Here is a 25,302-nt window from a genome sequence, read left to right as displayed (position 1 = left end):
CTTCCGCTTCGAGTCCTTCATCGCCGCCCACCCCGAGCTACACCACGTGCGCACCCGAGTGAAGACCCCGGGGCAGAACGGGTCCCGTGAACGCGGCTTCGGCACGCTGAAGTACGAACGGCTCTACCTGGACGAGATCGACGACGCGATCGTGCTCGCCGAGCGGGCCGAGGACTACCGGATCGAGTACAACGAGCTCCGGCCCCACGAGGCCATCTCATGGAACCGGCCCAAGGAGGTGCACCTGGGCCTGGCCGACCCCACCACCCCGACATTCAAAACCAAGGAAATCCTGCCAACTACTTGACGCGGGACACCCTGTCCAGTTCTTTTAGCAACTCCGAACCGAAAAGCGCCCAAAACTCGAGATGACATTTGTCACATTCGCTCGAGCCACCGAACCGTCCTGCTCCCCCGCCACCTGAGAACTCCGACCACGACAAGCTCACGAACTCGTCACCAGTGAAAACAGGATTAGGACTACAACGAGCGATCAGAACAGAACTCCGTCTGCGACTGAGGGCAGAACCCGTCAGCGACTCCGGTGCCTCAACGTCAGCAACAGCACTCATGGATCTCATAGCCAACTCTCGTCCTCATAGCGGCTGGCCAGCTCAAGAAAACCAACCAGCTTTACATGGCGTGGGAGGACGATAGCTCGAAAGCAGCCATCACGAGACGAACGGAGCGCCGAACAGATGGCTGCACATAAGAAGAAGATGGCTGCTCTTAAGCACGCCTAACTCTCGCAGACAGAGCCAACAAGAGAACCCTGCTATCAAGTGTGATACAGATCACATTAGATGACACCAGCAAGCAATGCCTATCGAGGCTGCGGAGAGACACTCCAGATCCATGTGCAGCCATTTGTGCAGCCATTCAGCGCATACGAAAGCACCCCCGCAGCCTTCCTTCCCCGTGTTTTGGGGGTTTTCGGGCGTGCGAGGGTGCGGTTGTGACCCCAGCGGGATTCGAACCCGCGTTACCGCCGTGAGAGGGCGGCGTACTAGGCCGCTATACGATGGGGCCCTATTTAATTGCAGTGCTAGCTCTTGGAGCCTCACACAATAATGCTCCCGAACCTCCGGGAGCTGAGACAGTCTATCAGACTGTTGGTTGAACTGTCACGATCAACCGCTGGGCTACTAGGACTCGAACCTAGAATAACGGTACCAGAAACCGTCGTGTTGCCAATTACACCATAGCCCACTGCAGACCCATACTGGCCGTGCAACGGATAGATACCTTACACGATCAGTCCGACCTGCTCCAAACCGGCGCCACCTCACCCACGCTGGGCAGCGATGTCCCTAAACCGCGCAATCCGCCGGAGTGACGACTCCCGCCCCAGCAGCTCCATCGACTCAAACAACGGCGGGGACACCTTCCGTCCCGACACGGCCGAACGCACCGCACCGAACGCCTTCCGCGGCTTCAGCCCCAGCCCGTCAATCAACGCCTCGCGCAGTGCTGCCTCAATCCGCTCAGTAGTCCACTCCCCCTCGCCCACCGGCTCCAATGCCCGGGCCGAGGCATCCAGCACGCTGAGAATCTCCTCAGTCTGCCCGATCCCACTAAACGCCTTGTCCTCAATGACGAGGGCGTCGTCGTCCCGGAAAAGAAACGCCATCATGTCCGCACCCTCAGCCAACAGAGCAATCCGTTCCTGCACCAATGGAGCAGCCCCGTCAAGCAAGAACGCCTGCCGCTGGGTCAAAGCCTCCCCGACCAAGCCCGCAGCCTGCAGGTAGGGCACCAACCGGTCCCGGAAATCCTGCGGATCCAACCGGCGGATATGCACGCCGTTGATCGCCTCAGCCTTCTTGACATCAAACCGTGCCGGGTTGGCATTGACATCCGTGACGTCGAAGTTCTCCACCAGCTCATCCACGGTGAAGACATCCTCATCCGCCGAGATGGACCAACCCAGCAGAGCCAGGTAATTCACCAACCCCTCCGGGATGAAACCTCGGTCCCGGTGATGGAACAGATTCGACTCCGGATCCCGCTTAGAGAGCTTCTTATTCCCCTCCCCCATCACATACGGCAGGTGCCCAAACCGGGGCAGGTGCTGGGCCACGCCGACCGCATACAACGCCCGGTACAGGGCAATCTGCCGCGGCGTCGAGGAGAGCAGGTCCTCACCACGCAACACATCGGTGATCTCCATGAGCGCGTCATCCACCGGGTTTACCAGCGTATAAAGCGGCTGCCCATTGGCCCGGGCCACCACGAAATCCGGGGTCGACCCAGCGGCGAAACTGATCTGCCCGCGCACCAGATCGGTGAAGGTGATGTCCTCATCCGGCATACGGAATCGTAGGACCGGCTCGCGCCCCTCAGCCCGGAACGCGGCAACCTGTTCGGAGGTGAGGTTGCGGTCATAGTTGTCATACCCCAGCTGAGGGTCACGCCCCGCAGCCTGGTGCCGAGCCTTGACCTCCTCATTCGAAGAATAGGACTCGTAGACAAACCCCGCCTCACGCAGCTTGGCTAGCACATCAGCGTAAATCTCTGAACGCTGAGACTGCCGGTAGGGCCCATGCGGACCACCTGTCTCAACTCCCTCATCCCAGTCGATCCCCAGCCACCGCATCGCCTCCAACAGCTGCTGGTAAGACTCCTCTGAATCCCGAGCGGCGTCCGTATCCTCGATGCGGAACACCAGGGTGCCGCCGTGCCGCCGGGCATGAGCCCAGTTGAACAAGGCCGTGCGGATCAGCCCCACATGCGGGGTCCCGGTGGGTGAAGGGCAGAACCGTACACGCACATCAGCATCATCAGCGACGGTGGGAACATCGGCGGGGGGAGCCACAGTGGCGGACATCGGTTCAACTACTCCTGACGATCAGTGGACAAAGATGAAAAGTGGGCGAGACGGCGTCGTCGTACCGGGTGAGAAGACCGGTCTCAGCGTCGGAAGAAGTTCGTCAGCGTGCCGATCCCTTCGATCTCGGCCTCGAACCGGTCACCCTCGCGCAACAGCCCGACGCCGGCAGGGGTGCCGGTGAGGATCACATCGCCGGGCAGCAACGTCATCGCCTGAGAGATATACGAAATCAACTCAGCAACCCCAAAAACCATATCCGCCGTGGTGCCGTCCTGGACGGTCTCCCCGTTGAGCCGACCGGTGATCCGCAGGTCTTCGACATCCAACTCCGTCTCGATCCACGGCCCCAAGGGCGCTGAGGAGTCAAACCCCTTGGCCCGAGCCCACTGGCCATCAGTGCGCTGGGCATCACGGGCGGTGAGGTCATTGGCCACGGTGTAACCGAAAATCACCTCTGGCACCCGCTCTTCTGGGACCTCTTTACAGATGCGCCCGATGACGACCGCCAGCTCCGCCTCATAACTGACTTCCTCACTGAAAGCAGGCAAAGTGACCGGCTCGTTCGGGCCCGCCACAGCGGTATTCGGCATGAGGAAGAGCATGGGTGAGACCGGCAGATCATGACCCATCTCCTTGGCGTGGTCGGCATAATTGCGCCCGACGCCGACGAGTTTAGAACGCGGAATGATGGGAGCCACCAGACGCACATCCTCTACAGCGTGCCGTTGACCTGACTCCTGGATGCCCTGGTAGAAGGGGTCCCCCACCAGTTGAACGATACTCTCCTGCCCGGGTTCGCCAGTGACGACCCCGTAGGCGGGCTGATCCTCGGTGACGAAACGTGCAATGCGCATGGGTTCAGCCTATCTCCCGGGCGCGTCGTTTACCTCGCCGTCACACACATCAGGCAGGATTGTTCGCATGAGCAACCAAACTGCTGGGCAGACCTCCCCCACCACACCCCGCCAGCTCGCCGATGACTACGTGCAGCAGCTGGCCGCCCTGGACCCATCCACCGCTGTGGGACTGGGCATCAACCGCGATGACACCCGGATGCCCGACTACTCGCCAGAAGCCCACCAGCAGAAAGCCGAGCTGATACGCGCCACCCTGCAGCGCCTTGAGGCACTCGAGGCTGAGGCCGGACCCTTCGACGCACTCGATGAGCGTTGCGCCCGGCTGCTGCGGGACCGGCTCGGTGTGGAGCTGGAAGCCTACGACGCCGGTGAGCACCTGCGGCCTCTGCGGATCATCGGGTCCCCGGTTGACGGGGCACGGTCCATCTTCCTGATGATGCCGCAAAGCTCCGATGCCGACTGGGAGGTCATCACCGCCCGGATGGAACGATTCCCGGATGCCTACACTTCGCTGATCCGCAGCCTGGAACAAGGCCGTGAGCAGCAGCTCTTCGCCGCGCCGTTGCAGGTCGAGTCGATCATCACTCAGCTGCAGGAATGGGTGGCCTCGCAGACCACGTGGTTCCACGACTTCGTCTCCGCCGGCCCGGCCCATTTATCCGACCGTCTCCGGGCCGCTGCCGATGGTGCCGTCTCAGCAGTGCGCGACCTGCGTACCTACTTAAGCGAGGTCTATCTCCCCGCAGCCGCAGGGACCCCGGATGCCGTCGGTGAAGAACGCTATCTGCTCAACACCCGCAGGTGGATGGGCGCAAGCATCGACCCCGAAGAGGTCTACGCCTGGGGCTGGGAAGAGTTCCGCCGACTCGACGCCCAGATGCGCACCCTGGCCGAAGAGATCCTGCCCGGCTCCACACCGGTGGAATGCATGCGGTGGCTGGATAAAAACGGACGGCGCGTCGAAGGCGTGGAGGAAATCCGCCAGTGGCTGCAACAGATGATGGACACCGCTATCGAGGAACTCGACGGCAAGCACTTCGACATCGCTGAGCCGATCAAACACGTCGAGGCAATGATCGCCCCGCCCGGCTCCGCCGCCGCCCCCTACTACACCCGCCCCTCCCTGGACTTCGCCCGGCCAGGCCGGACGTGGCTCCCCACACTGGGACAAACCGTCTTCCCCCTCTACGATCTGGTCTCCACCTGGTACCACGAAGGTGTGCCGGGCCATCACCTACAACTCGCCCAGTGGGTGCTCATGGCGCCCCAGCTGTCCACCTTCCAAACAACCATCGGGTCTTCTTCCGGTGCCACCGAAGGCTGGGCGCTCTACGCTGAGCGCCTCATGGACGAGCTGGGGTACTTCGATGCCGAAGAGCGGATGGGATACCTGGACTGCCAGATGATGCGCGCAGTCCGGGTAGTCATCGACCTCGGGATGCACTTGCACCTTCAGATTCCCGACGACTCGCCCGTAGCTCCGGGGCAGCGGTGGAACCGGGAGAACGCCACCGAGTTCTTCGCTGCGCACTCTGGACGGCCTCAGGACTTCATCGACTCCGAAATTATCCGCTACCTGGGCTGGCCCGGGCAGGCGATCAGCTACAAGCTCGGGGAACGATCCTGGCTGGCCGGACGTGAGGCAGCACAGAAAGCCCAGGGGGAGGACTTCAACCTCAAGGACTGGCACATGAAGGCCCTATCCCTGGGTGCCTTGGGACTCGACGACCTGGAAACCGAATTGGCCCGCCTGTAGGCGGCCAGCGGTGGCCCACCCTCAGCTGGTCACGCTAGTTTGTGCAACCAGTGGTGCCGGTCTTCGACCCGGCCCGTCTGGATGCCCAGGAGTTCTTCGCGCAGACTCATGGTGGTGGAGAAATCACCGGTCATGGTGATGGTCTCCTCGCCGTCGAGTAACTGCCCGATCGGGGTGACCACTGCAGCAGTCCCGCAGGCGAAGGCCTCCGTGATGGAACCGTCGGCGGCGCCGGCGGCCCATTCCTCCAGTCGGATGCGGCGCTCTTCGACGGTGAAGCCACGGTCCTTGGCCAGTTGGATAATGGAGTCACGGGTGACTCCTTCCAAGATCGTGCCGGTCAGTTCCGGAGTGATGAGCGTGTTGTCATCGCGGACCAGGAAAACGTTCATCCCCCCGAGTTCTTCGACCGCGTTCTCATGCAGGGGGTCCAGGAACAGCACCTGGTCGCAGCCTTTCTCGATGGCCTGACGCTGAGCCACCAGGGACCCCGCGTAGTTACCGCCGGTCTTGGCTGAGCCGGTCCCCCCGGGTGCGGCGCGCACATAGTCCCGGGAGACCCAGATCTTCACCGGGCGCAGTTCCCCGCCGAAGATGTTCCCCGCCGGAGAGGCGATGACCCGGTAGGTGAATTCAGTGGCCGGGCGGACACCTAAGAACGCCTCGGTGGCGAAAAGGAAGGGACGCAGGTACAGGGATTCCCCCTCCCCGTTGGGTACCCAGGCTTTATCCCGGGAGACCAGCTCCTCTAGTGAAGCAACAAAGACCTCTTCAGGAAGTTCCGGCAAGGCCATGCGGCGGGCAGAGCGCCGGAACCGGTCAGCATTGGCTTCCGGACGGAAGGTGTAGACGCTGCCGTCGTCGTGTACGTAGGCCTTCAGTCCCTCGAAGATCGTCTCGGCGTAATGCAGCACGGCTGCCGCCGGACTCAAGGTGATATCACCGAAGGGTTCCACCCGGGCGCTGTGCCACCCAGTACCGACGCGGTAGTCGACCACCACGGTGTGGTCGGTATAGGTGGTGCCGAAGCCGATATCAGCCAGCGCCTCGGCGATGGCAGACTCCGGGGTGGGATTCGGGTGAGGGACGACGTCGAATTCCATGGTGCCTTCCTGGACGCTTCACAGACAGTGGAGTCACCCCATGCTATGCCACCGGCGGACCGCTGCTGCGCTGTAGTCCGCTCCGTGGAACCCTAGGCGGTGAACCACTCTGCAGAGAATGGGGTGGGGTGAATTACGGCGTGGACTGGTGGGTGACCTTCTCCGCGAAGGCATCACCCCGCTGGGATGTGCTCAGCCCTTCGCCGCCACCGTCCATAGCCCACTCGGTGAGCTGAGCATGCACCGCCGCGCGGACCCGCTCGGCGGCGGCGTCGAACCCCAGGTGATCCAGCATCAGTGCGGCCGAGAGCACCGCAGCCGTGGGGTCGGCGATCTGGCGGCCGGCGATATCCGGGGCCGAACCGTGGACCGGTTCGAACATGCTTGGCGCCTCACCGGTGGGGTTGATGGAAGCAGAAGCAGCCAGACCGATTCCACCGGTTACCGCGGCGGCAAGATCAGTGATGATGTCGCCGAAGAGATTGTCGGTGACGATGACATCGAATCGCTGCGGATCGGTGACCAAGTAGATCGTGGCGGCGTCGATATGCATATAGTCCCACTCGACCTCCGGATAGTCGGCGGAGGTCTCTTCCACAATGCGCTGCCACAGCTTGCCCGCGTATGTGAGCACGTTCTGCTTGTGCACCAGGGTCAGTCGCTGTGAACGGGCCTGCGCCCGGATGAAGGCGTCGGTCACCACTCGGCGGATCCCGAAAGCGGTGTTCAACGAGGTTTCGGTGGCGATCTCCTGGTCAGTACCCTGCCGGAGCGTTCCGCCGTTGCCCACATAGGGACCCTCGGTGCCTTCACGCACCACCACGAAGTCGATGTCCGCAGTGCTCTCCAGCGGCGTAGAGACCCCCGGGAAAGTGCGCGAAGGCCGCAGGTTGATGCAGTGGTCAAAGCTGAACCGCAGTTTCAGCAGTAGTTCGCGTTCGATCAGCCCGGAGGGCACGGTCACCGAACGTGGGTCCGCCCCGATCGCCCCGAAGAGGATCGCGTCATGACCACGCAGCGCCGTCAAGGTCTCCTCGCTGAGGGTCTCCCCAGTGGCCTGCCAGTGTTCGGCCCCCAGGGAGTATTCGGTGTACTCCAGCCGGGTGGGTTCGTGCTCCACGGCGGCGTTGAGGACTTTGCGGGCCTCAGCGATGACCTCTGGGCCGATGCCATCACCGCCGACGACGGCGATGCTCAGGCTCTCTGTCACAGGTTCACTCCTCTTCGTGGCGGGGGAAGACGGGCTGCGGCTTCGGCAAGGGGGTGCCGGGGACCAGTTTCTCCCCGAAGGCGGCGAAGGAACGCGGCCCCTGACCCGAGGCGTTGGTGCGCCCGGCGTCCCCGGAAGCCGGGACCCCAAGCACATCAAGCAGCTTGGTCGCCGAGCCGGGCATCACCGGTTGGGTGAGCAGGGCGACCTTGCGAATCACCTCCGCGGTGACATACAGCACAGTACGCATCCGGGCCTCATTGGTCTTCTTCAGCTGCCACGGCGCCTGTTCTGCGAAGTAGGCGTTGGCCTCCCCCAGCACGTGCCAGGTGCGTTCCAGTGCATGGTGGAAGTCCTGGACCTCGTAGGCTTCCCGGTTGATGGCCAGCAGTTCTTTGGCTTGGTTGAGCAAGGCGGTGTCCGCCTCGGTGAGCTCACCCGGCTCGGGCACTCGGCCCTCACAGTTCTTGGCGATCATGCTCAGCGAGCGCTGTGCCAGGTTCCCCAAGTTATTGGCGAGATCGGCGTTCTTCCGGCTGACGACGGCGTCGTGCGTATAGGAACCATCCGAACCATAGGGGAACTCCCGCAGCAAGAAGAACCGCACGGCGTCGAGTCCGTAGGTGTTCACCCAGGCATCGGGGGCGACGACGTTACCCACGGATTTGGACATCTTCTCACCTGCGTTGTGCAGGAACCCGTGGATGATGACCCGCTTTGGCAGTGGCAACCCCGCGCTCATCAGGAACGCCGGCCAGAAGATGCAGTGGAAGCGGGAGATGTCTTTGCCAATGACGTGTAGATCCGCCGGCCAGAACTTCCGGTACCGCTCGGAGGTGGTGTCCGGGAAGCCAGCCCCGGTGAGGTAGTTGGTCAGCGCGTCCACCCACACGTACATCACGTGGTCAAGGTCGGTCTCCCCGGCGGTGAGGTCTTTGGGTACCGGTACACCCCAGTCGAAGCTGGTCCGGGAGATCGAGAGGTCATTGAGCCCGTTCTCCACGAACCGGATGACCTCGTTAAAGCGGCTGCGTGGGCCCGCGTAGTCAGGGTTGTCCGCGTAAAACTTCAGCAGCTTGTCCCGGTAGGCCGAGAGCCGGAAAAAGTAGGATTCCTCCTCTGTCCAGGTCACCGGGGTGCCGGTTTCGATGGAGTACCGCTCCCCGTCGTCGCGGACTTCGGTCTCGTCCTCGGTGTAGAACCGTTCGTCCCGGATCGAGTACCACCCGGCGTATTTATCCAGATAGATATCCCCGGCTTGGACCATCCGCCGCCAGATCTCCTGGGAGGCGGCGTAGTGGTCCTCGTCAGTGGTGCGGATGAACCGGTCGTAGGAGATGTCGAGGACCTCGTCGTCAACCCGTTTGAAGACCGCCGCGTTACGGGTGGCCAGCTCATAAGGGGTCAGGCCTTCCTTCTCCGCGGAAAGCTGCATCTTCTGGCCGTGCTCATCCGAACCGGTCTGGAAGTACACCTCGTAGCCGTCGAGCCGCTTGAACCGGGCCATGACATCGGCGGAGATGTACTCGTAGGCGTGCCCGATGTGCGGCTCCCCATTGGGGTAGAAGATGGCCGTAGTGAGGTAGTACGAGGGTTTGTCTGACATGGTCCCTAGTCTTCCAGATTGACCTCAGCCGAGAGGCTGGCACCGACTTCTGCGGTGATGGCATCGAGAACCCCAGCCGGCAGGGCCGCGTCGATGGCCAGCACCGCCAGGGCCCGACCTTCCTTGGTGTTCTGGGAGACCTGCATCCCCGCGATGTTCACACCCTTCTCCCCGAGGATCCGGCCCAAGGCACCGACCACACCAGGACGGTCAGCGTATTCGAACACCACCAGGTGCTCGGTCAGCGCGATCTCCAGATCGTAGCCGTTGATGCCGACGATCTTTTCGATCTGCTTGGGTCCGGTGAGCGTGCCGCGGACCTCCAGGTTGGTGCCGGTGGAAGTCGCCGCCCGTACGGTCAGCGCGTTGCGGTAGTCCTCGACGTCACTGGTGGTCGTCAGCCGAGTGGAGATGCCGCGCTGTTCGGCGAGCACGGGGGCGTTGACGTAGCTGACCGGGTCATTGACCACATCAGTGAAAACACCCTTCAGGGCAGCCAACTGCAGGGCGGAGACGTTGAGCTCGGCGATTTCCCCGGCGGCCTCGGTTTCGATATCGGTGAAGGCCTCCTCGGACAGCGCCGTGAGCACCCGTCCGAGCTTCTCGATGAGTGGGATGCCCGGACGCACGAGCTCGTCGATCGCCCCACCGGCGACGTTGACCGCATCCGGTACCAGCTCTCCGGCCAGGGCCAGCTGGACCGAACGGGCCACGGAGACACCGGCTTTTTCCTGGGCCTCATGAGTGGAGGCACCCAGATGCGGGGTGACCACGACGTTGTCCCGGCTGAAGAACGGCAAGTCTGTGGCCGGTTCGTTGCTGAAGACATCGATGGCCGCTCCGGCGATCTGCCCGGCTTCCAGGGCAGTCTCCAGCGCGTCTTCATCGATGAGGCCGCCGCGGGCCACGTTGACGACAAACGCGCTGGGCTTCATCCGGGCGAATTGTTCGGCACCGATCATGCCCACAGTTTCCGGAGTCTTGGGCATGTGGACGGTCACGACGTCGGCCTTTTCATAGAGCTCGTCGAGCTCCACCAGCTGGGCGCCCAGCTGGTGGGCTCGCGCCGAGGTGACGTAGGGGTCGTAGGCGATGATCTCCATACCGAAGGCCGCCATCCGTTCAGCGACCAGCCCACCGATGCGTCCCAGCCCGATCACCCCGAGGGTCTTCTCGGACAGTTCCACTCCGGTGTACTTGGAGCGCTTCCACTCTCCGGCTTTGAGCGCCTGATGCGCCGGGGAGATGTTACGGGCCAGTCCCAGAATGTGAGCACAGGTCAGTTCCGCTGCGGAGATGATGTTCGACGTCGGCGCGTTGACCACCATGACTCCGGCCTCCGTGGCGGCCTTGACGTCAACGTTGTCCAGCCCCACCCCGGCGCGGGCGACGACCTTGAGTTTCTTCGCCGCAGCGAAGACCTCGGCGTCGACCTGCGTGGCGGAGCGGACCATCACTGCATCGGCGTCTGCGATATCCCTCAGCAGACGGGACCGGTCGGCCCCATCGGTGCTGCGGATCTCGAAGTCGGGGCCGAGCGCCTCCACAGTGGCCGGGGACAACTCCTCAGCAAGGAGTACTACAGGACGAGTGCTCACGTATACCTTCTCTGCTTGACCTGGACTTTAGGCGTGAAGGCCGCAGCCACTGCATGCGGCCGAGAGGCGAGCGCGACCTGCGCGCTCCGCCGGGATATTACCTGGCGGCGGTGCCCTCGGTGTAGTCGTCGTCCTGCGGAATCCAGGAGAACAGCTTGCGCAGCTCACGGCCGGTGGGCTCGATCGGGTGGTCCTGGTTCTTCTTCCGCAGCTGCTGGAACTCCGCGGCGCCGTTGCGCTGGTCGTCCATGAACCGCTGGGCGAAGGTGCCGTCCTGAATGTCAGCCAGCACGGCCTTCATGTTCTCCTTGACCTCAGGGGAGATGACCCGCGGGCCGGAGACATAGTCACCGAACTCGGCGGTGTCGGAGATCGACCAGCGCTGCTTGGTCAGACCCCCTTCCACCATGAGGTCCACGATGAGCTTCAGCTCGTGGAGGACTTCGAAGTAGGCAATCTCCGGCTTGTACCCGGCCTCGGTGAGCACCTCGAACCCGTACTGCACCAGCTGGGATGCGCCACCGCAAAGCACGGCCTGCTCACCGAAGAGATCGGTTTCGGTTTCCTCGGTGAAGGTGGTCTCGATGACCCCGGCGCGGGTGCCGCCAATACCCTTGGCGTAAGCCAGAGCGAGCTCTTTGGCCTGGCCTGTGGGGTTCTGCTCCACAGCAATCAGGGCGGGCACACCGCGGCCTGCTTCGTATTCACGACGGACCACGTGACCGGGGCCCTTGGGGGCGACCATGGCGACGTCGACGCTCTCGGGCGGTTTGATGAAGCCGTAACGGATGTTGAAACCGTGGGAGAAGAACAGGGCGTCGCCGTCCTGGAGGTTGGGGGCGACGTCGTCGGCGAAAACCTTCTCCTGGTGCTGGTCGGGAACCAGCATCATCACGATCTGACCGGCTTTGGCGGCCTCGGCGACCGTGGCGACCTTCAGGCCCTGTTCTTCGGCCTTGGCCCGGGACTTCGAGCCCTCTTTCAGCCCGACGACGACGTCGACGCCGGAGTCGCGCAGGCTCAGTGCGTGGGCGTGGCCCTGGGAGCCATAGCCGATGATCGCGACAGTCTTATCGGACAGTACCGAGAGGTCGGCGTCGTCGTCGTAGTAGAGGTCAGTCATGGTTCTCCTTAGCGTAGGGCTTTCTCGGTCATGGATTTGGAGCCACGGGCGATGGCCAGGGTTCCTGAGCGGACAATCTCCCGCACACCGAAGGGCTCGAGCACCGAGAGCAGCGCATCGAGTTTATCCGCGGCGCCGGTGGCTTCCACAGTGAGGGAGTCAACGGAAACGTCAACGATCTTGGCGCGGAACAGTTCCACCGCCTGGGTGACCTGCAGCCGGGCGGCGGCGTCGGCGCGGACCTTAATGAGCAGGTGTTCGCGCTGCACGGAGTTGCCGGTCTCCAGCTCGATGATCTTGATGACGTTGATGAGCTTGTTCAGCTGCTTGGTGATCTGTTCAAGCAGGTGGTCATCGGCGTCAACCACGATGGTGATCCGGCTCAGACCCTCCACCTCCGAGGGTCCTACGGCCAGAGAGTGGATGTTGAAGTTCCGGCGGGCGAAGAGCCCGGAGACCTTGGAGAGCACCCCGGGCACGTCTTCGACGAGCACTGAGAGGGTGCGGCGTTCGATGTCAGCGGCCATGGCTCACTCCTCCTCGTCGTCGAAGTCGGGGGTCAGGTTGCGGGCAATCTGAATGTCGCTGTTGGACACTCCAGCGGGCACCATGGGCCAGACCATGGAGTCCCGGGAGACCACGAAATCGACGACGACGGGACGGTCGTTGATCTCCATCGCCTGGGCGATGGTCGCCTCCAGGTCGGCTTCGCGTTCACACCGCAGACCCACGCAGCCGTAGGCCTCGGCGAGCTGGACGAAGTCGGGGATGCGCACCACGGTGTCGCCGGCGGCGTTGACCGCGGTGTTGAGGTGAGTGTTGGAGTACCGGGACTCGTAGAACAGCGTCTGCCACTGCCGGACCATCCCCAGGGACGAGTTGTTGATGACCGCGACTTTGATGGGGATGTTGTTGATCGCGCAGGTGGCCAGCTCTTGGTTGGTCATCTGGAAGCAACCGTCCCCGTCGATCGCCCACACGGTGCGGTCCGGTTCGGCCACTTGGGCTCCCATGGCCGCAGGTACCGCGTACCCCATGGTGCCCAGACCTCCGGAGTTCAGCCACTGGCGGGGGCGTTCGTACTGGATGAACTGGGCGGCCCACATCTGGTGCTGGCCAACACCGGCCGCATAGATTGCCTCCGGGCCGGCTGCCTGACCGATCTTCTGGATGACCTGTTGGGGTGCCATTTGCCCGTCTTCGGGTTCAGTCCACCCCAGCGGGTAGGTGTCGACCAATCGTTGGATTCTGGCCCACCACGAGTCCAGGTCCGGCCGGCCCTGGGCGGCGAAGACCTCTCGCACCGCCTGGGTGAGGTCGGGGATGATCTCTTTTAAGGAGCCGACGATGGGCACATCGGCCTGCCGGTTTTTGGAGATCTCCGCGGGGTCAATATCGGCGTGGATCACCTTGGCCTCGGGGGCGAAGGAGTCCAGCTGGCCGGTAACCCGGTCGTCGAAGCGCGCACCCAGGGTGATCAGCAGATCGGACTGCTGCAGGGCGGCCACGGCGGAAACAGTTCCGTGCATACCCGGCATCCCGACGTTCTGCCGGTGGCTGTCCGGGAAGGCTCCCCTGGCCATGAGCGTGTTGACCACCGGGGCACCGACTGTTTCGGCCAGTTCGATGAACTCGGCGGAGGCTTCGGCCTTGATGAGCCCTCCGCCGATGTAGAACACCGGGCGGGTGGAGGCGGCAATGAGCTTGGCGGCTTCCTTGATTTGTTTGGCATGACCGCGAGTGACCGGTTTGTATCCGGTTAGGCCGAGCTTCGGCGGCCAGGAAAATGTGGTCTGGGCTGCCTGCGCGGATTTGGTGATGTCCACCAGCACCGGGCCGGGACGTCCCGAGGAGGCCAGGTGGAAGGCCTCGGCCATCACCCGTGGGATCTCATCGGCATCGGTCACCAGGTAGGCGTGCTTGGTGATGGGCGCGCAGATGCCGACAATATCGGCTTCCTGGAAGGCATCTGTACCGATGACGGAGGCGTTGACCTGCCCGGTGATGGCCACTAGTGGCACGGAGTCCATATGCGCATCGGCGATGGCGGTGACCAGGTTGGTCGCCCCGGGGCCCGAGGTGGCGAAGCAGACACCGACTTTGCCGGTGGCCATGGCGTAGCCCTGGGCGGCGTGGCCGGCTCCCTGCTCGTGGCGGACCAGGATGTGGTTGATCTTCTCCGAGTCCATGAGGGGGTCGTAGGTCGGCAGGATCGCGCCGCCGGGGATTCCGAAGACGTCGGTGACACCGAGTTCTTCGAGGCTGCGAATAATGGCTTGGGAACCGGTGACCGCTTCCGTGGGTACGGTGCGGCCGGGGCCGTAGAGGCGCGTTTCGGCCGTGGTGATGCGGCCGGCGCGCGGGTGGCGTTCGACGGGCGCTGCTGTCAATCCGCTCATCTCTTCTTTCCTCTGCTCTTCGGGAGAGCCCGGCACAGACAAAACCCCGGCGTCAGGAGTTTCCCTGTGCCGGGGTGGACGGTGGCCTGCGTCTGGAGTGGCGCGTGCGTATCGTCAGAACCCGGCGGGGTTCTGTACGGATACGACGAGTAGCTCCATGCGCATACCGACCATCGTTCTCCGACATGTGACGCGTGTCAACCACCCTAGTGGCCGTCTCGCATCATGGACACCCTCCGGTGGTTAGCCGCAGGAGGCTCCCTCGGCCGCTGAGCGAACCAGTTTCGCGTACTTGCCGAGCACCCCGGTGGTGACATACGGCGGCAGCGGCTTCCAGTCCGGACTGTTCCGACGGCGGGAGAGTTCCTCCTCTTCGACGACCAGATCGATCGTGCGGGCGGGAATGTCCACCCGGATCGTATCGCCATCGGCGATGTAGGCGATCGGCCCACCGTCGACGGCTTCAGGAGCGATGTGGCCGATGCACAACCCGGTGGTTCCTCCGGAGAATCGGCCATCGGTGATGAGCAAGACGTCCTTGCCCAGCCCGGCTCCCTTGATCGCACCAGTGATGGCGAGCATCTCGCGCATCCCCGGCCCGCCCTTGGGACCTTCGTATCGAATGACGACGACGTCGCCGGCGGCAATCTTGCCTTCTTCGAGGGCTTTGAGTGCGGCCTGTTCACGTTCGAAGACCCGTGCGGTGCCTTCGAAGACCTCCGCGTCGAACCCGGCAGACTTCACCACGGCACCTTCGGGTGCCAGGGAGCCCCGCAGCACGGCGATCCCGCCGTTGTGGTGGATGGGGTTGTCCAGGTGACGGATGATCTTGCCGTCAATATCCGGTGGGTTGATCTCGGCGAGGTTCTCCGCCAGTGTCTTGCCGGTGACGGTCATGGCGTCGCCATGCAGTAGTCCGGCCTCCAGCAGGGCCTTCATCACCACGGGCACGCCGCCGACCTTGTCCACATCGACCATCACATGCTGACCGAAGGGCTTGAGATCGCCCAGATGCGGGACCTTATCCCCAATCCGATTGAAGTCTTCCAGCTCCAGCTTCACACCGGCTTCATAGGCGATGGCCAGCAGGTGCAGGACCGCATTGGTGGAACCACCGAAGGCCATGGTGACCGCAATGGCGTTCTCAAAGGCCTCCTTGGTGAGGATGTCGCGGGTCGTGATCCCCTTGCGCAGCATCTCCACCACAGCTTCACCGGAGGCCCGGGCGTAGGCGTCACGCCGCCGGTCAGCACTCGGCGGAGCGGCGGATCCGGGCAGGGACATGCCCAGGGCCTCACCAATGCAGGCCATGGTGTTGGCGGTGTACATTCCACCGCAGGCACCCTCGCCTGGGCAGATGGCGCGTTCGATGACGTCCAGCTCCTCTTCGGTCATCGTGCCGCGAGCGCAGGCGCCCACCCCTTCGAAAGCGTCGATGAGGGTGACTTCCTTCTCGGTACCGTCGGCGAACCGGGCAATACCGGGCATGATCGACCCGGCGTAGAGGAACACGCTCGCCAGGTCCAGGCGGGCCGCAGCCATCAACATGCCGGGCAAGGACTTATCGCAGCCGGCCAACAGCACGGAGCCGTCCAGGCGCTCGGCCTGCATCACGGTCTCCACGGAGTCGGCGATGACTTCGCGGGAGACCAGGGAGTAGTGCATGCCCTCGTGCCCCATGGAGATGCCGTCGGAGACGCTGATAGTCCCGAACTCCAGAGGGTAACCGCCCCCGATATGCACGCCCTCTTTGGAGGCTTTGGCCAGCCGGTCCAGGGAGAGGTTGCAGGGGGTGATCTCGTTCCAGGAGCTGGCAATGCCGATCTGGGCCTTTCCCCAGTCGTCGTCGCCCATGCCGACGGCGCGCAGCATGCCGCGGGCCGGGGCCCGGGTGTAGCCGTCGGTGACCTGCCAGGAGCGGGGCTTCTCCGGCACAGAGGGACCTGTCACAGTGGTGGGTGGTGTGGGTGCGGACATGAGGCCGATTCTATGCCCAGGTGGCGTCTTCTGCCGTCAGAGGCTGCAGCATCTCAGGATCCGGATGTTAACTGAGCTTCAGCACGGGCGTCTCAACTCATCTGTTCGATGACCGTGTCGGCGACTTCCCGCATGGTCAGACGCCGGTCCATGGACGTCTTCTGGATCCACCGGAAAGCCTCCGGCTCAGTGAGGCCCATCTTGGTGGTCAGCAGGGATTTTGCCCGGTCAACGAGCTTACGCGTTTCAAATTTCTCAGAGATATCGGCGACTTCGTCCTCCAGTGCGCGGATCTCATCGAAACGCGCCACCGCCACCTCGATGGCCGGGACCAGGTCATTCTCACTGAAGGGCTTGACCACATAGGCCATGGCGCCGGCTTCCCGCGCGGATTCGACGAGGTCCCGTTGGGAAAATGCCGTGAGCATCAGCACCGGAGCGATCCGTTCCTCGGCGATGGTACGAGCCGCTGTGATGCCATCCATCACCGGCATCTTCACATCCATGACCACCAGATCCGGTTCGTGCTGGCGGGCCAGCTCCACTGCCTGCTCGCCGTTATCAGCCTCACCGACCACCTCGTAGCCAGCGCCGGTGAGGATCTCGACGACGTCGAGCCTAATGAGCGTTTCGTCCTCAGCGACGAGCACGCGACGGCGATCACCCTCGGCGACGGGCCCCGCGGCCTGGCCCGCGGACTGGGTCTCTTCGCTCACGGATCTCCTTACAGCTTCGCGCGGGCCGGTGCATGGGCCCTAGTGGGTACATCAGTGCCCGAAGTGGGACTCGAACCCACACTCCGTGAGGAACTCGATTTTGAGTCGAGCGCGTCTACCAATTCCGCCATTCGGGCATCCTCCGAGTCCAGTGCACTGCCATCGGCAGGGCACCCGCTCGGGGCCCATACAGCTTAACGGGTGTACAGACGTAGCGCACTCTTTGTGCCACCGCGTCACCCCAAGACGACGTCGCGCGAAGCAGCCAGAGGCATTCCTAGAGGGCGGAATGCGCCGAGTGAGCTGAGACCGCCGACTGTGCACTCTGCGAGGGCCAGGGGCCGATAGGCTCCTTATCCGGCCCCACTGCCTCGCCGCGGCGGAGCGCTTCGACGTCCACGCCGCCATCGGGCAAGTCCCCGATCCGGTGGACCTTGACCATGTTCGTGGTGCCGGCCTGGCCGGGAGGCGACCCAGCGGCGATGACCACGAGGTCACCGGGTTCGGCGATGCCTTCTTCCAGCAACAGCTTGTCCACCTGAGCGGTGATCTGGTCGGTGTGCGGAGCAAACTCCACCCACCGTGGTTGCACACCCCAGGACAGGGTGAGGATGTTGTGGGTGTGCTCCACGTGGGTGAAAGCGAAAATTGGCTGCTTGGGCCGTAGCCGGGAGAGCCGCCGCGCGGAATCTCCTGAGCGGGTGAAAGTCGCCAGGTAGTTGATGTCGAGCTGCTCGGCGATCTCATTGGCCGCCCGAGTGATGGCGCCCCCGCGGGTGCGCGGTTTGGTGCCCAGCTGCGGGATCCGGGCCAGTCCCTTGGCCTCCGTGGTGGCGATGATGTTCGACATCGTCTCCACAGTCTGCACCGGGTACTTGCCGATGGAAGTCTCGCCCGAGAGCATGACGGCGTCGGCACCGTCGAGCACGGCGTTGGCACAGTCAGAGGCCTCGGCGCGGGTGGGGCGCGGGTTATCGATCATGGACTCCAGCACCTGGGTGGCCACGATGACCGGTTTGGCCCAGCGACGGGCCAGCTCCACAGCCCGCTTCTGCACCACGGGCACCTCTTCCAGGGGCAGCTCCACACCGAGGTCGCCGCGGGCGACCATGATGGCATCGAAGGCGTCAATAACGTCCTGCAGGGCTTCGACCGCCTGGGGCTTCTCCAGTTTGGCGATCACCGGCACGTGCCGACCCTCTTCAGCCATGATCCGGTGGACGACCTCAATGTCGGCGGCGTCACGAACAAAGCTCAGGGCCACCATGTCGAACCCGGTCCGCAGCGCCCAGCGCAGATCAGCTTCGTCCTTCTCGCTCAGCGCCGGAACCGAGACCGCCACCCCCGGTAGGTTAATGCCTTTGTTGTTGGAGACTTCACCGGGGACGGTGACCTCCGTGACGACGTCGGTGTCAGTGACCTCCACGGCACGCAGGGCCACCTTGCCGTCGTCAATGAGCAATGTGTCGCCCGGGTTGACGTCACCGGGAAGCTTCTTGAACGTCGTTGAGCAGCGCTGCTTGGTTCCGGAGATATCCTCAGTGGTGATGGTGAAGGTGTCCCCGGCGTTGAGGTAGTGGGGCCCGTCGGCGAAACGACCCAGCCGGATCTTCGGTCCCTGCAGATCGGCGAAGATCCCCACCCCGCGGCGGAGATCCTTAGCGACCTCCCGCACGGTGTTGTAGGTGTCTTCGTGTACGGAGTAGTCCCCATGGCTCATATTGACGCGGACGACGTCGACCCCGGCTTCAATGAGCTGGCGGGTCCTCTCATAGCCGGCGGTGGCCGGTCCGAAGGTCGCAACGATCTTGGCGTGTCTCATGCCTCACCTCTGTGGTCTGCGGGGGTTAATACAGCTCCCCTGGCACGGCGCTGGACCAGAGATTTCTCTGAAGCTGAGCCTATCTCAGAACCGGCCCGGCGAACACCGTGTGCCGTGTGTCCACCAGGCCGGTTCAGCTGAGATGTCCCAGCGCATTGCGGTGCGCAGCGGAGGCCTGACCAGCTGCGGCTACCGGCCGGCTCAGCTTAAGGAGATCGCCCGGTCACTGGGTTTGACAGGGGCGGGCAGACGCGTGGTCCCTTCGAGGTACTGGTCCACGTGAGCAGCCACGGCACGCCCTTCGGCGATGGCCCAGACCACCAGGGAGGCGCCACGTCCGGCGTCACCGACGGTGAACACACCTTCCACATTGGTCTGGTAGTCCTCGTCCCGGGCTACTGCACCCCGGGCAGTGAAGTCCACACCGAGCTGCTCGGTGAGAGTGTCCGGCTCCGCGCCGGTGAATCCCAGGGCCAACAACACCAAATCAGCGGGGATCTCCTGCTCGGTGCCAGGCTTCGGGGTCCGGGAGCCGTCCTCGTTGTATTGGGTCTCGGCGACCTTGAGTGCACGGACGTGGCCGTTCTCGTCCCCGAGGAACTCCACCGTCGAGGCCAACCACTTCACCTCCCCGCCCTCTTCGTGGGCGCTAGTGACCTCGAAGACCCGCGGGTCCATCGGCCACGGCTCGTGCTCGGGCCGCTCGCGGGGCAATTCCTTACCGATGGCCAGCGTAGTCACCGAGGTGGCCCCGTGGCGGTGTGCGGTGCCGATACAGTCAGCCCCGGTGTCACCACCGCCGAGCACGATGACGCGTTTACCGTGGGCGTGGATCTGGTCGGGGACTTCGTCACCGGCGACCGCGCGGTTGGACTGGGTCAGGTACGGCATGGCGAAGTGGATGCCGGCCAGTCCGCGTCCGGGGATGGGCAGGTCCCGGGGCACCATGGCACCGGTGGCGACCACTACGGCGTCGTAGGAGTCCCGCAGTGCCGACCAGCTGATGTCGGTGCCGACATCAGTTTTGGTGTAGAACCGGGTGCCTTCAGTGCGCATCTGTTCGATGCGGAAGTCCACCAGATGCTTTTCCATCTTGAAATCGGGGATGCCGTAACGCAGCAGTCCACCGAGCCGGTCGTCACGTTCGTAGACGGCCACTGTGTGCCCGGCCCGGGTCAGCTGCTGGGCGGCGGCCAACCCAGCGGGCCCGGAGCCCACCACTGCCACCGTCTTACCGGTCAGCCGGGTAGGAACCACGGGCTTGACGAGTCCGCGCCCCAGGGCCTCATCGGCGATTTCCACCTCGGACTGTTTGATGGTCACCGCGGGCTGGTTGATCCCCAGCACGCAGGAGGTCTCACAGGGTGCCGGGCAGATGCGCCCGGTGAACTCCGGGAAGTTGTTTGTCATGTGCAACCGGCGGGAGGCCTCCTCCCACTGATCGCGCCAGATGAGGTCATTCCACTCGGGGATGAGGTTCCCCAGCGGGCACCCGGTGTGGCAGAACGGGATGCCACAGTCCATACACCGGCTGGCCTGGGTCTTGGTCACGCCCTTCTCTTGGCGTTCATAGACCTCGTTGAAGTCCATGATCCGCACCGGGACGGGGCGGGAGGGCCGGTCCTGGCGCTGCCGGTGCTTTAAGAATCCGCGCGGATCAGCCACGGGTCACCTCCAGAATCTTCTGCCAGGCTTCGTCCCCGTTGGGGTCGAGTCCCTCATCGAGGGCATCGGCACGGGCACGCAGCACGGCGTCGTAGTCGCGGGGCAGGATCTTGGTGATACGGCCGAAGGTGGCCTCGGGATCAGTCAGCAGCTCCTCGGCCACGACGGATCCGGTCTCCTCCTGGTGGCGGCGCAGCAGGTCGAGCACAATCTGTTTGTCCTCGGCATCCAACTCACTCAGCAGCAGGTCACCGTTTGTGGCGGCCTGAACATTGAGCTTGCCGGAGTCGAAGTCCAGCACATAGGCGGTGCCGCCGGACATCCCGGCGCCGAAGTTACGCCCGGTGGGCCCCAGGATGAGGGTCTGTCCCCCAGTCATGTACTCGCAGCCGTGGTCCCCGATGCCTTCGACGACGGCGGTGACCCCGGAGTTGCGCACCAGGAACCGCTCGCCGACCTGTCCGCGCAGGAACATTTCCCCAGCGGTGGCACCGTAGCCGATCACATTGCCGGCGATGACGTTCTCCGCCGCAACCAGCGGAGCAGCGGGGTCGGGATGGACGATGATCCGCCCACCGGAGAGCCCCTTGCCCACGTAGTCGTTGGCGTCGCCGGAGAGCCGGATGGTCACCCCATGGGGCAGGAAGGCGCCGAGGGACTGGCCAGCCTCTCCGTGGAGGTCCAGCTGGATCGTGTTGTGCTCCAAGGTGGACAGCCCCAGGGCCTTGGTCACCTCGTGGCCGAGCATGGTCCCCACTGAACGGTCGGTGTTGACCACGCGGGACGCCACGCGCACCTGCTCGCCGTGGTGGATGGCCGGTTGAGCCTGCTCAATGATGGCCACGTCGAAGTGCTTCTCAAGCTCGTGGTCCTGTTCGGCAGTACGGCGCAGCATCTTGGCGGTGGCCGGGTCGTTGGGGTCCCAGCCGGACAACACCGCGGAGAGGTCAAGCCCGTCTGCCTTCCAGTGCCGTTTGGCCTCGTCCATGTCGAGGGCGTCGATGTGCCCGATCGCCTCATCGAGACTGCGGAAGCCGAGTTCGGCGAGGTATTCACGGACCTCCTGGGCAACGAACTCGAAGAAGTTCACCACGTGGTCGGCCTTGCCGGTATAGCGCTCGCGCAGGGTGGGGTTCTGGGTGGCAACCCCGACCGGGCAGGTGTCCAGGTGGCACACCCGCATCATGATGCAGCCGGAGACCACCAGTGCGCTGGTGGCGAAGCCGTACTCCTCAGCCCCCAGCAGGGCAGCGACGACGACGTCACGGCCGGTCTTCAGCTGACCGTCGACCTGGACAGTGACGCGTTCGCGTAGTCCGTTGAGCATCAGGGTCTGCTGAGCCTCGGCCAGTCCCAGTTCCCAGGGGGTGCCGGCGTGCTTCAGTGAGTTCAGGGGGGAGGCTCCGGTGCCGCCGTCGTGTCCGGAGATGAGCACGACGTCGGCACTTGCCTTGGCCACTCCGGCCGCCACCGTACCGACTCCGTTGAGAGAGACCAGCTTCACGTGGACCCGCGCACCGGTGTTGGCCCGTTTGAGGTCGTAGATGAGCTGTTTGAGGTCCTCGATGGAGTAGATGTCGTGGTGCGGAGGCGGGGAGACCAGGGACACTCCGGGGGTGGAGTGTCGGGTCTCGGCGACCCAGGGGTAGACCTTCTTACCCATGAGCTGGCCGCCCTCGCCAGGCTTGGCACCCTGGGCCATCTTGATCTGGATGTCGTCGGCGTGGGTGAGGTACTGGCTGGTCACGCCGAACCGGCCGGAGGCGATCTGTTTGATCGCCGAACGGCGTTCGGGGTCGATGAGACGCTGCGGGTGTTCCCCGCCCTCACCGGTGTTGGACCGGCCACCGAGCCGGTTCATCGCGATCGCCAGGGTCTCGTGAGCCTCCTGGGAGATCGAACCGTAGCTCATCGCTCCGGTGTTGAACCGCTTCACGATCTCGCTGACCGGCTCGACCTCGCTGACGGGGATGGGCTCACGCACCGGCTTGAATTTGAACAGCCCGCGCAAGGTCATCAACGCCTGGGACTGGTCGTCCACGGCCTTGGTGTACTGCTTGAAGATGTCGTAGCGGCGGGTGCGGGAGGAGTGCTGCAACTTGAACACCGTCTCCGGGTTGAACAGGTGCGGTGGACCTTCCCGACGCCACTGGTACTCTCCCCCGACGTCGAGTTCGTCACCACGGCCTAGGTCGTTGCCGTCGGGCGGGTAGGCCTTGGTGTGGCGTTCCAGCGTCTCGGAGGCGATCACTCCGAGCCCCACTCCGCCCATCACCGAGTTGGTGCCGGTGAAGTACTGGTCCACCATCCGCTGGGAGAGTCCCACAGCCTCGAATGTCTGGGCCCCGGAGTACGAGGCGACCGTGGAGATGCCCATCTTGGACATGATCTTCAGCACGCCCTTGCCTAAGGCGGTGATGAGGTTACGCACGGCCTGTTCTTCGGTGACGTTGGTGATGTCACCGCGGCGGACCATGTCCTCGGCGGTCTCCATGGCCAGGTAGGGGTTGACTGCGGCGGCTCCGTAGCCGATGAGGCAGGCCACGTGGTGGACTTCACGCACATCCCCGGCTTCGACGATCAGGGAGGCTCGGGTCCGGATGGCTGATTTCAGCAGGTGGTGGTGGACTGCAGAGACCAGCAGCAGCGAGGGAATCGGCGCCCATTGGGCATTGGAGTCCCGGTCGGAGAGCACGATGTAGCTGACCCCGCGGTTGACCGCAGCGGAGACTTTCTCGCAGATCTCACGAATCCGCTGGCGGAATTCCTCCTCGGTGGAGCCCACCCGGAAGAGTCCACGGATCTTCAGTGCTGCCTTCTGGCCTTCCTCGTTGCGGATATTGGCAATTTTGGCCAGTTGGTCGTTGTCGATGACCGGGAAGTCGAGTTTCACCTGCCGCGTGCGCACGTGCCCGGGGGCCAGCAGGTTCCCGTTGGGGCCGATGTGCACGCCCAGGGAGGTCACCAGTTCCTCGCGAATGGCATCCAGCGGAGGGTTGGTCACCTGGGCGAAAGTCTGCACGAAGTAGTCAAAGAGCAGCCGGGGCCGTTCGGCCAGCACCGCGATTGGGGTGTCGGTGCCCATAGCACCGATCGGTTCAGCGCCGGTGGCAGCCATTGGGCCAATGAGGATTTTCAGTTCCTCGTGGGTGTACCCGAAGGTCTGCTGGCGCAGTCGTACCGAGCCGGAGGGGTGCTTCACATGCAGGCGCTCAGGGAGGTCTTCAAGTTTGACGAGGTTCTCAGAGACCCATTCGGCCCACGGTTCCTTGGAGGCGAAATCGGCCTTGATTTCCTCGTCCTCAATGATCCGGCCTTCGGCGGTGTCGAGCAGGAACATCATGCCCGGGGCCACTCGGCCTTTGCGGACGACCTTGCTGGGTTCGAGGTCGATGACGCCGACTTCGGAGGACAGGACCACAAGTCCGTCGTCGCTGACCCAGTAGCGGGCCGGGCGCAGCCCGTTACGGTCCAGGACCGCACCGACCTGGGTGCCGTCGGTGAAGGCGATGGCGGCCGGACCGTCCCAAGCCTCCATGAGCATGGCGTGGTACTCGTAGAAAGCCCGCAGATCCGGGTCCATGGACTCGTGGTTCTCCCAGGCTTCCGGGATCATCATCCGCATCGCCATGGACAGTGGCCGCCCGGAGAGCATGAGCAACTCGGCGGCTTCATCGAAGCTGGTGGAGTCGCTGGCTCCCGGGGTGCAGATGGGGAAGAGGTACTCCGGGTCATCGCCGAGCAGTTCGGAGTTCATCATCGACTGCCGGGCCCGCATCCAGTTGCGGTTTCCCTGCACTGTGTTGATCTCCCCGTTGTGGGCGATCTGGCGCAGCGGCTGGGCCAGCGGCCAGGAGGGGAACGTGTTGGTGGAGAACCGGGAGTGAACGATTCCCAGGGTGGTCTTGTAGCGCTCGTCAGCCAGGTCCGGGTAGAAAGGCTCTAGCTGGGCGGTGGTCAGCATCCCCTTGTAGGTGATGGTCTTGCTCGACAGGGAGGGGAAGTAGATCCCGATGCGGTTCTGGGCGCGCTTGCGCAGCCGCCAGGCCCGCTGATCCAGGGTTCCGGCGGCGGACTCCTGGTATTCGTAGGAATCCTCAGGGGCCAGAGTGAGGAAGACCTGCTTGAAGAAGGGCATGGACTCCCGGGCCAGGGAGCCGATCATGGAATCATCGATGGGCACATCGCGCCAGCCGAGCACAGTCAGACCCTGGTCGGCGGCCATCTGCTCGAAGGTGGCGACCATCTCGTCACGTTCGGCGTCGTCTTTGGGGAGGAACGCAGTGCCCGCGGCGTATTCGCCAGCGGCGGGAAGGTCGAAGTCGACCACTGCGCGGAAGAGTTCGTCAGGGATCTGGGTGAGGATGCCGGCCCCGTCACCGGTGCCGACGTCGCCGCCGACTGCGCCGCGGTGCTCCACGCAGCGCAGGGCGTGCAGGGCGTGGTCGACAATGTCGTGCCCGGGGGTGCCGCGGAGTGTGGCCACGGCGGCCATGCCGCAGTTCTCGTGCTCGTTAGCCGGGTCGTAGAGCCCCTGCTTCTCCGGGAACGCGGCAAACCGGGTGTAGGGGCTGATGATCTGCTGGTCTAAGGCCTCGGCACTCAGTCCTGCAGCTTCCGAATGGGAAACGGACATAACG

The 25,302-nt window shown here is 64.0% G+C and carries 16 protein-coding genes and 3 tRNA genes; 2 read left to right on the top strand and 17 right to left on the bottom strand.

The window, feature by feature from the left end; translation table 11 throughout:
* Window positions 1-307 (top strand): integrase core domain-containing protein (locus H578_RS15250; protein ID WP_156837274.1); only part of this gene is annotated, 307 nt, incomplete at its 5' end.
* A gap of 649 nt (window positions 308-956) precedes the next feature.
* Here H578_RS15250 and H578_RS0108750 read toward each other — a convergent pair.
* The 4 genes from H578_RS0108750 to H578_RS0108735 form a co-directional block, all read right to left on the bottom strand.
* Window positions 957-1,029 (bottom strand) — tRNA-Glu (locus H578_RS0108750).
* A gap of 108 nt (window positions 1,030-1,137) precedes the next feature.
* Window positions 1,138-1,209, bottom strand: a tRNA-Gln gene (locus H578_RS0108745).
* Between the two features lie 76 nt (window positions 1,210-1,285).
* Window positions 1,286-2,827 carry a glutamate--tRNA ligase gene (gene gltX / locus H578_RS0108740; RefSeq protein WP_022873314.1) on the bottom strand — a complete coding sequence of 514 codons (1,542 nt, stop codon included), beginning with the start codon at window positions 2,825-2,827 and terminating at the stop codon, window positions 1,286-1,288.
* 83 nt (window positions 2,828-2,910) lie between these two features.
* Window positions 2,911-3,684, bottom strand: coding sequence for a fumarylacetoacetate hydrolase family protein (locus H578_RS0108735; RefSeq protein WP_022873313.1), 774 nt, complete (start codon window positions 3,682-3,684; stop codon window positions 2,911-2,913).
* A 67-nt stretch (window positions 3,685-3,751) separates the two neighbouring features.
* Between H578_RS0108735 and H578_RS0108730 the strand changes: the two genes are divergently transcribed.
* Window positions 3,752-5,443, top strand: a complete 1,692-nt coding sequence (locus H578_RS0108730; RefSeq protein ID WP_022873312.1) for a DUF885 domain-containing protein — start codon at window positions 3,752-3,754, stop codon at window positions 5,441-5,443.
* Window positions 5,444-5,472: 29 nt separating this feature from the next.
* Here H578_RS0108730 and H578_RS0108725 read toward each other — a convergent pair whose 3' ends face one another.
* The 13 genes from H578_RS0108725 to gltB form a co-directional block, all read right to left on the bottom strand.
* Window positions 5,473-6,546 carry a branched-chain amino acid aminotransferase gene (locus H578_RS0108725; protein WP_022873311.1) on the bottom strand — a complete coding sequence of 358 codons (1,074 nt, stop codon included), beginning with the start codon at window positions 6,544-6,546 and terminating at the stop codon, window positions 5,473-5,475.
* Window positions 6,547-6,679: 133 nt separating this feature from the next.
* A complete protein-coding gene (locus tag H578_RS0108720; RefSeq protein ID WP_022873310.1) occupies window positions 6,680-7,756 on the bottom strand; it encodes a 3-isopropylmalate dehydrogenase in 1,077 nt (358 codons plus the stop codon).
* 4 nt (window positions 7,757-7,760) lie between these two features.
* Entirely contained in the window at window positions 7,761-9,362 is a 1,602-nt protein-coding gene (gene metG, locus H578_RS0108715) for a methionine--tRNA ligase (RefSeq protein WP_022873309.1), read from the bottom strand.
* A gap of 5 nt (window positions 9,363-9,367) precedes the next feature.
* Window positions 9,368-10,960, bottom strand: coding sequence for a phosphoglycerate dehydrogenase (serA, locus tag H578_RS0108710; RefSeq protein ID WP_022873308.1), 1,593 nt, complete (start codon window positions 10,958-10,960; stop codon window positions 9,368-9,370).
* 97 nt (window positions 10,961-11,057) lie between these two features.
* Window positions 11,058-12,083 carry a ketol-acid reductoisomerase gene (gene ilvC, locus H578_RS0108705; RefSeq protein ID WP_022873307.1) on the bottom strand — a complete coding sequence of 342 codons (1,026 nt, stop codon included), beginning with the start codon at window positions 12,081-12,083 and terminating at the stop codon, window positions 11,058-11,060.
* Window positions 12,084-12,091: 8 nt separating this feature from the next.
* Entirely contained in the window at window positions 12,092-12,598 is a 507-nt protein-coding gene (gene ilvN, locus H578_RS0108700) for an acetolactate synthase small subunit (RefSeq protein ID WP_028464106.1), read from the bottom strand.
* Window positions 12,599-12,613: 15 nt separating this feature from the next.
* Complete coding sequence (locus tag H578_RS0108695) at window positions 12,614-14,482, bottom strand: acetolactate synthase large subunit (protein ID WP_022873305.1); 1,869 nt, start codon at window positions 14,480-14,482, stop codon at window positions 12,614-12,616.
* 243 nt (window positions 14,483-14,725) lie between these two features.
* Window positions 14,726-16,459: a dihydroxy-acid dehydratase gene (ilvD, locus tag H578_RS0108690; RefSeq protein ID WP_022873304.1), complete on the bottom strand. Its 1,734-nt coding sequence runs from the start codon at window positions 16,457-16,459 to the stop codon at window positions 14,726-14,728.
* Between the two features lie 92 nt (window positions 16,460-16,551).
* Window positions 16,552-17,175: an ANTAR domain-containing response regulator gene (locus H578_RS0108685; RefSeq protein WP_022873303.1), complete on the bottom strand. Its 624-nt coding sequence runs from the start codon at window positions 17,173-17,175 to the stop codon at window positions 16,552-16,554.
* A gap of 55 nt (window positions 17,176-17,230) precedes the next feature.
* Window positions 17,231-17,312, bottom strand: a tRNA-Leu gene (locus H578_RS0108680).
* A 140-nt stretch (window positions 17,313-17,452) separates the two neighbouring features.
* Window positions 17,453-18,997 (bottom strand): pyruvate kinase, encoded by a 1,545-nt coding sequence (gene pyk / locus H578_RS0108675; RefSeq protein ID WP_022873302.1) that lies wholly within the window; start codon window positions 18,995-18,997, stop codon window positions 17,453-17,455.
* Window positions 18,998-19,198: 201 nt separating this feature from the next.
* The gene (locus tag H578_RS0108670; RefSeq protein WP_022873301.1) at window positions 19,199-20,662 is read right to left on the bottom strand and encodes a glutamate synthase subunit beta; all 1,464 of its coding nucleotides are present in this window, start codon (window positions 20,660-20,662) and stop codon (window positions 19,199-19,201) included.
* Window positions 20,655-25,298, bottom strand: a complete 4,644-nt coding sequence (gene gltB / locus H578_RS0108665) for a glutamate synthase large subunit (protein ID WP_022873300.1) — start codon at window positions 25,296-25,298, stop codon at window positions 20,655-20,657. The genes H578_RS0108670 and gltB overlap by 8 nt, the downstream gene beginning before the upstream one ends.
* Window positions 25,299-25,302: the final 4 nt, after the last annotated feature.

Source organism: Nesterenkonia alba DSM 19423 (assembly GCF_000421745.1).
Lineage (GTDB): Bacteria > Actinomycetota > Actinomycetes > Actinomycetales > Micrococcaceae > Nesterenkonia > Nesterenkonia alba.
Note: the sequence above shows the minus strand (reverse complement) of the source record. Positions and strands in the feature narration are given on the sequence as shown.

What these genes read in the sequence shown, in the direction of transcription:
- gltX (WP_022873314.1), bottom strand. Translation starts at nt 2,827, where the DNA reads ATGTCCGCCACTGTGGCTCCCCCCGCCGATGTTCCCACCGTCGCTGAT.
- H578_RS0108735 (WP_022873313.1), bottom strand. Translation starts at nt 3,684, where the DNA reads ATGCGCATTGCACGTTTCGTCACCGAGGATCAGCCCGCCTACGGGGTC.
- H578_RS0108730 (WP_022873312.1), top strand. Translation starts at nt 3,752, where the DNA reads ATGAGCAACCAAACTGCTGGGCAGACCTCCCCCACCACACCCCGCCAG.
- H578_RS0108725 (WP_022873311.1), bottom strand. Translation starts at nt 6,546, where the DNA reads ATGGAATTCGACGTCGTCCCTCACCCGAATCCCACCCCGGAGTCTGCC.
- metG (WP_022873309.1), bottom strand. Translation starts at nt 9,362, where the DNA reads ATGTCAGACAAACCCTCGTACTACCTCACTACGGCCATCTTCTACCCC.
- ilvC (WP_022873307.1), bottom strand. Translation starts at nt 12,083, where the DNA reads ATGACTGACCTCTACTACGACGACGACGCCGACCTCTCGGTACTGTCC.
- H578_RS0108695 (WP_022873305.1), bottom strand. Translation starts at nt 14,482, where the DNA reads ATGAGCGGATTGACAGCAGCGCCCGTCGAACGCCACCCGCGCGCCGGC.
- ilvD (WP_022873304.1), bottom strand. Translation starts at nt 16,459, where the DNA reads ATGTCCGCACCCACACCACCCACCACTGTGACAGGTCCCTCTGTGCCG.
- pyk (WP_022873302.1), bottom strand. Translation starts at nt 18,997, where the DNA reads ATGAGACACGCCAAGATCGTTGCGACCTTCGGACCGGCCACCGCCGGC.
- gltB (WP_022873300.1), bottom strand. Translation starts at nt 25,298, where the DNA reads ATGTCCGTTTCCCATTCGGAAGCTGCAGGACTGAGTGCCGAGGCCTTA.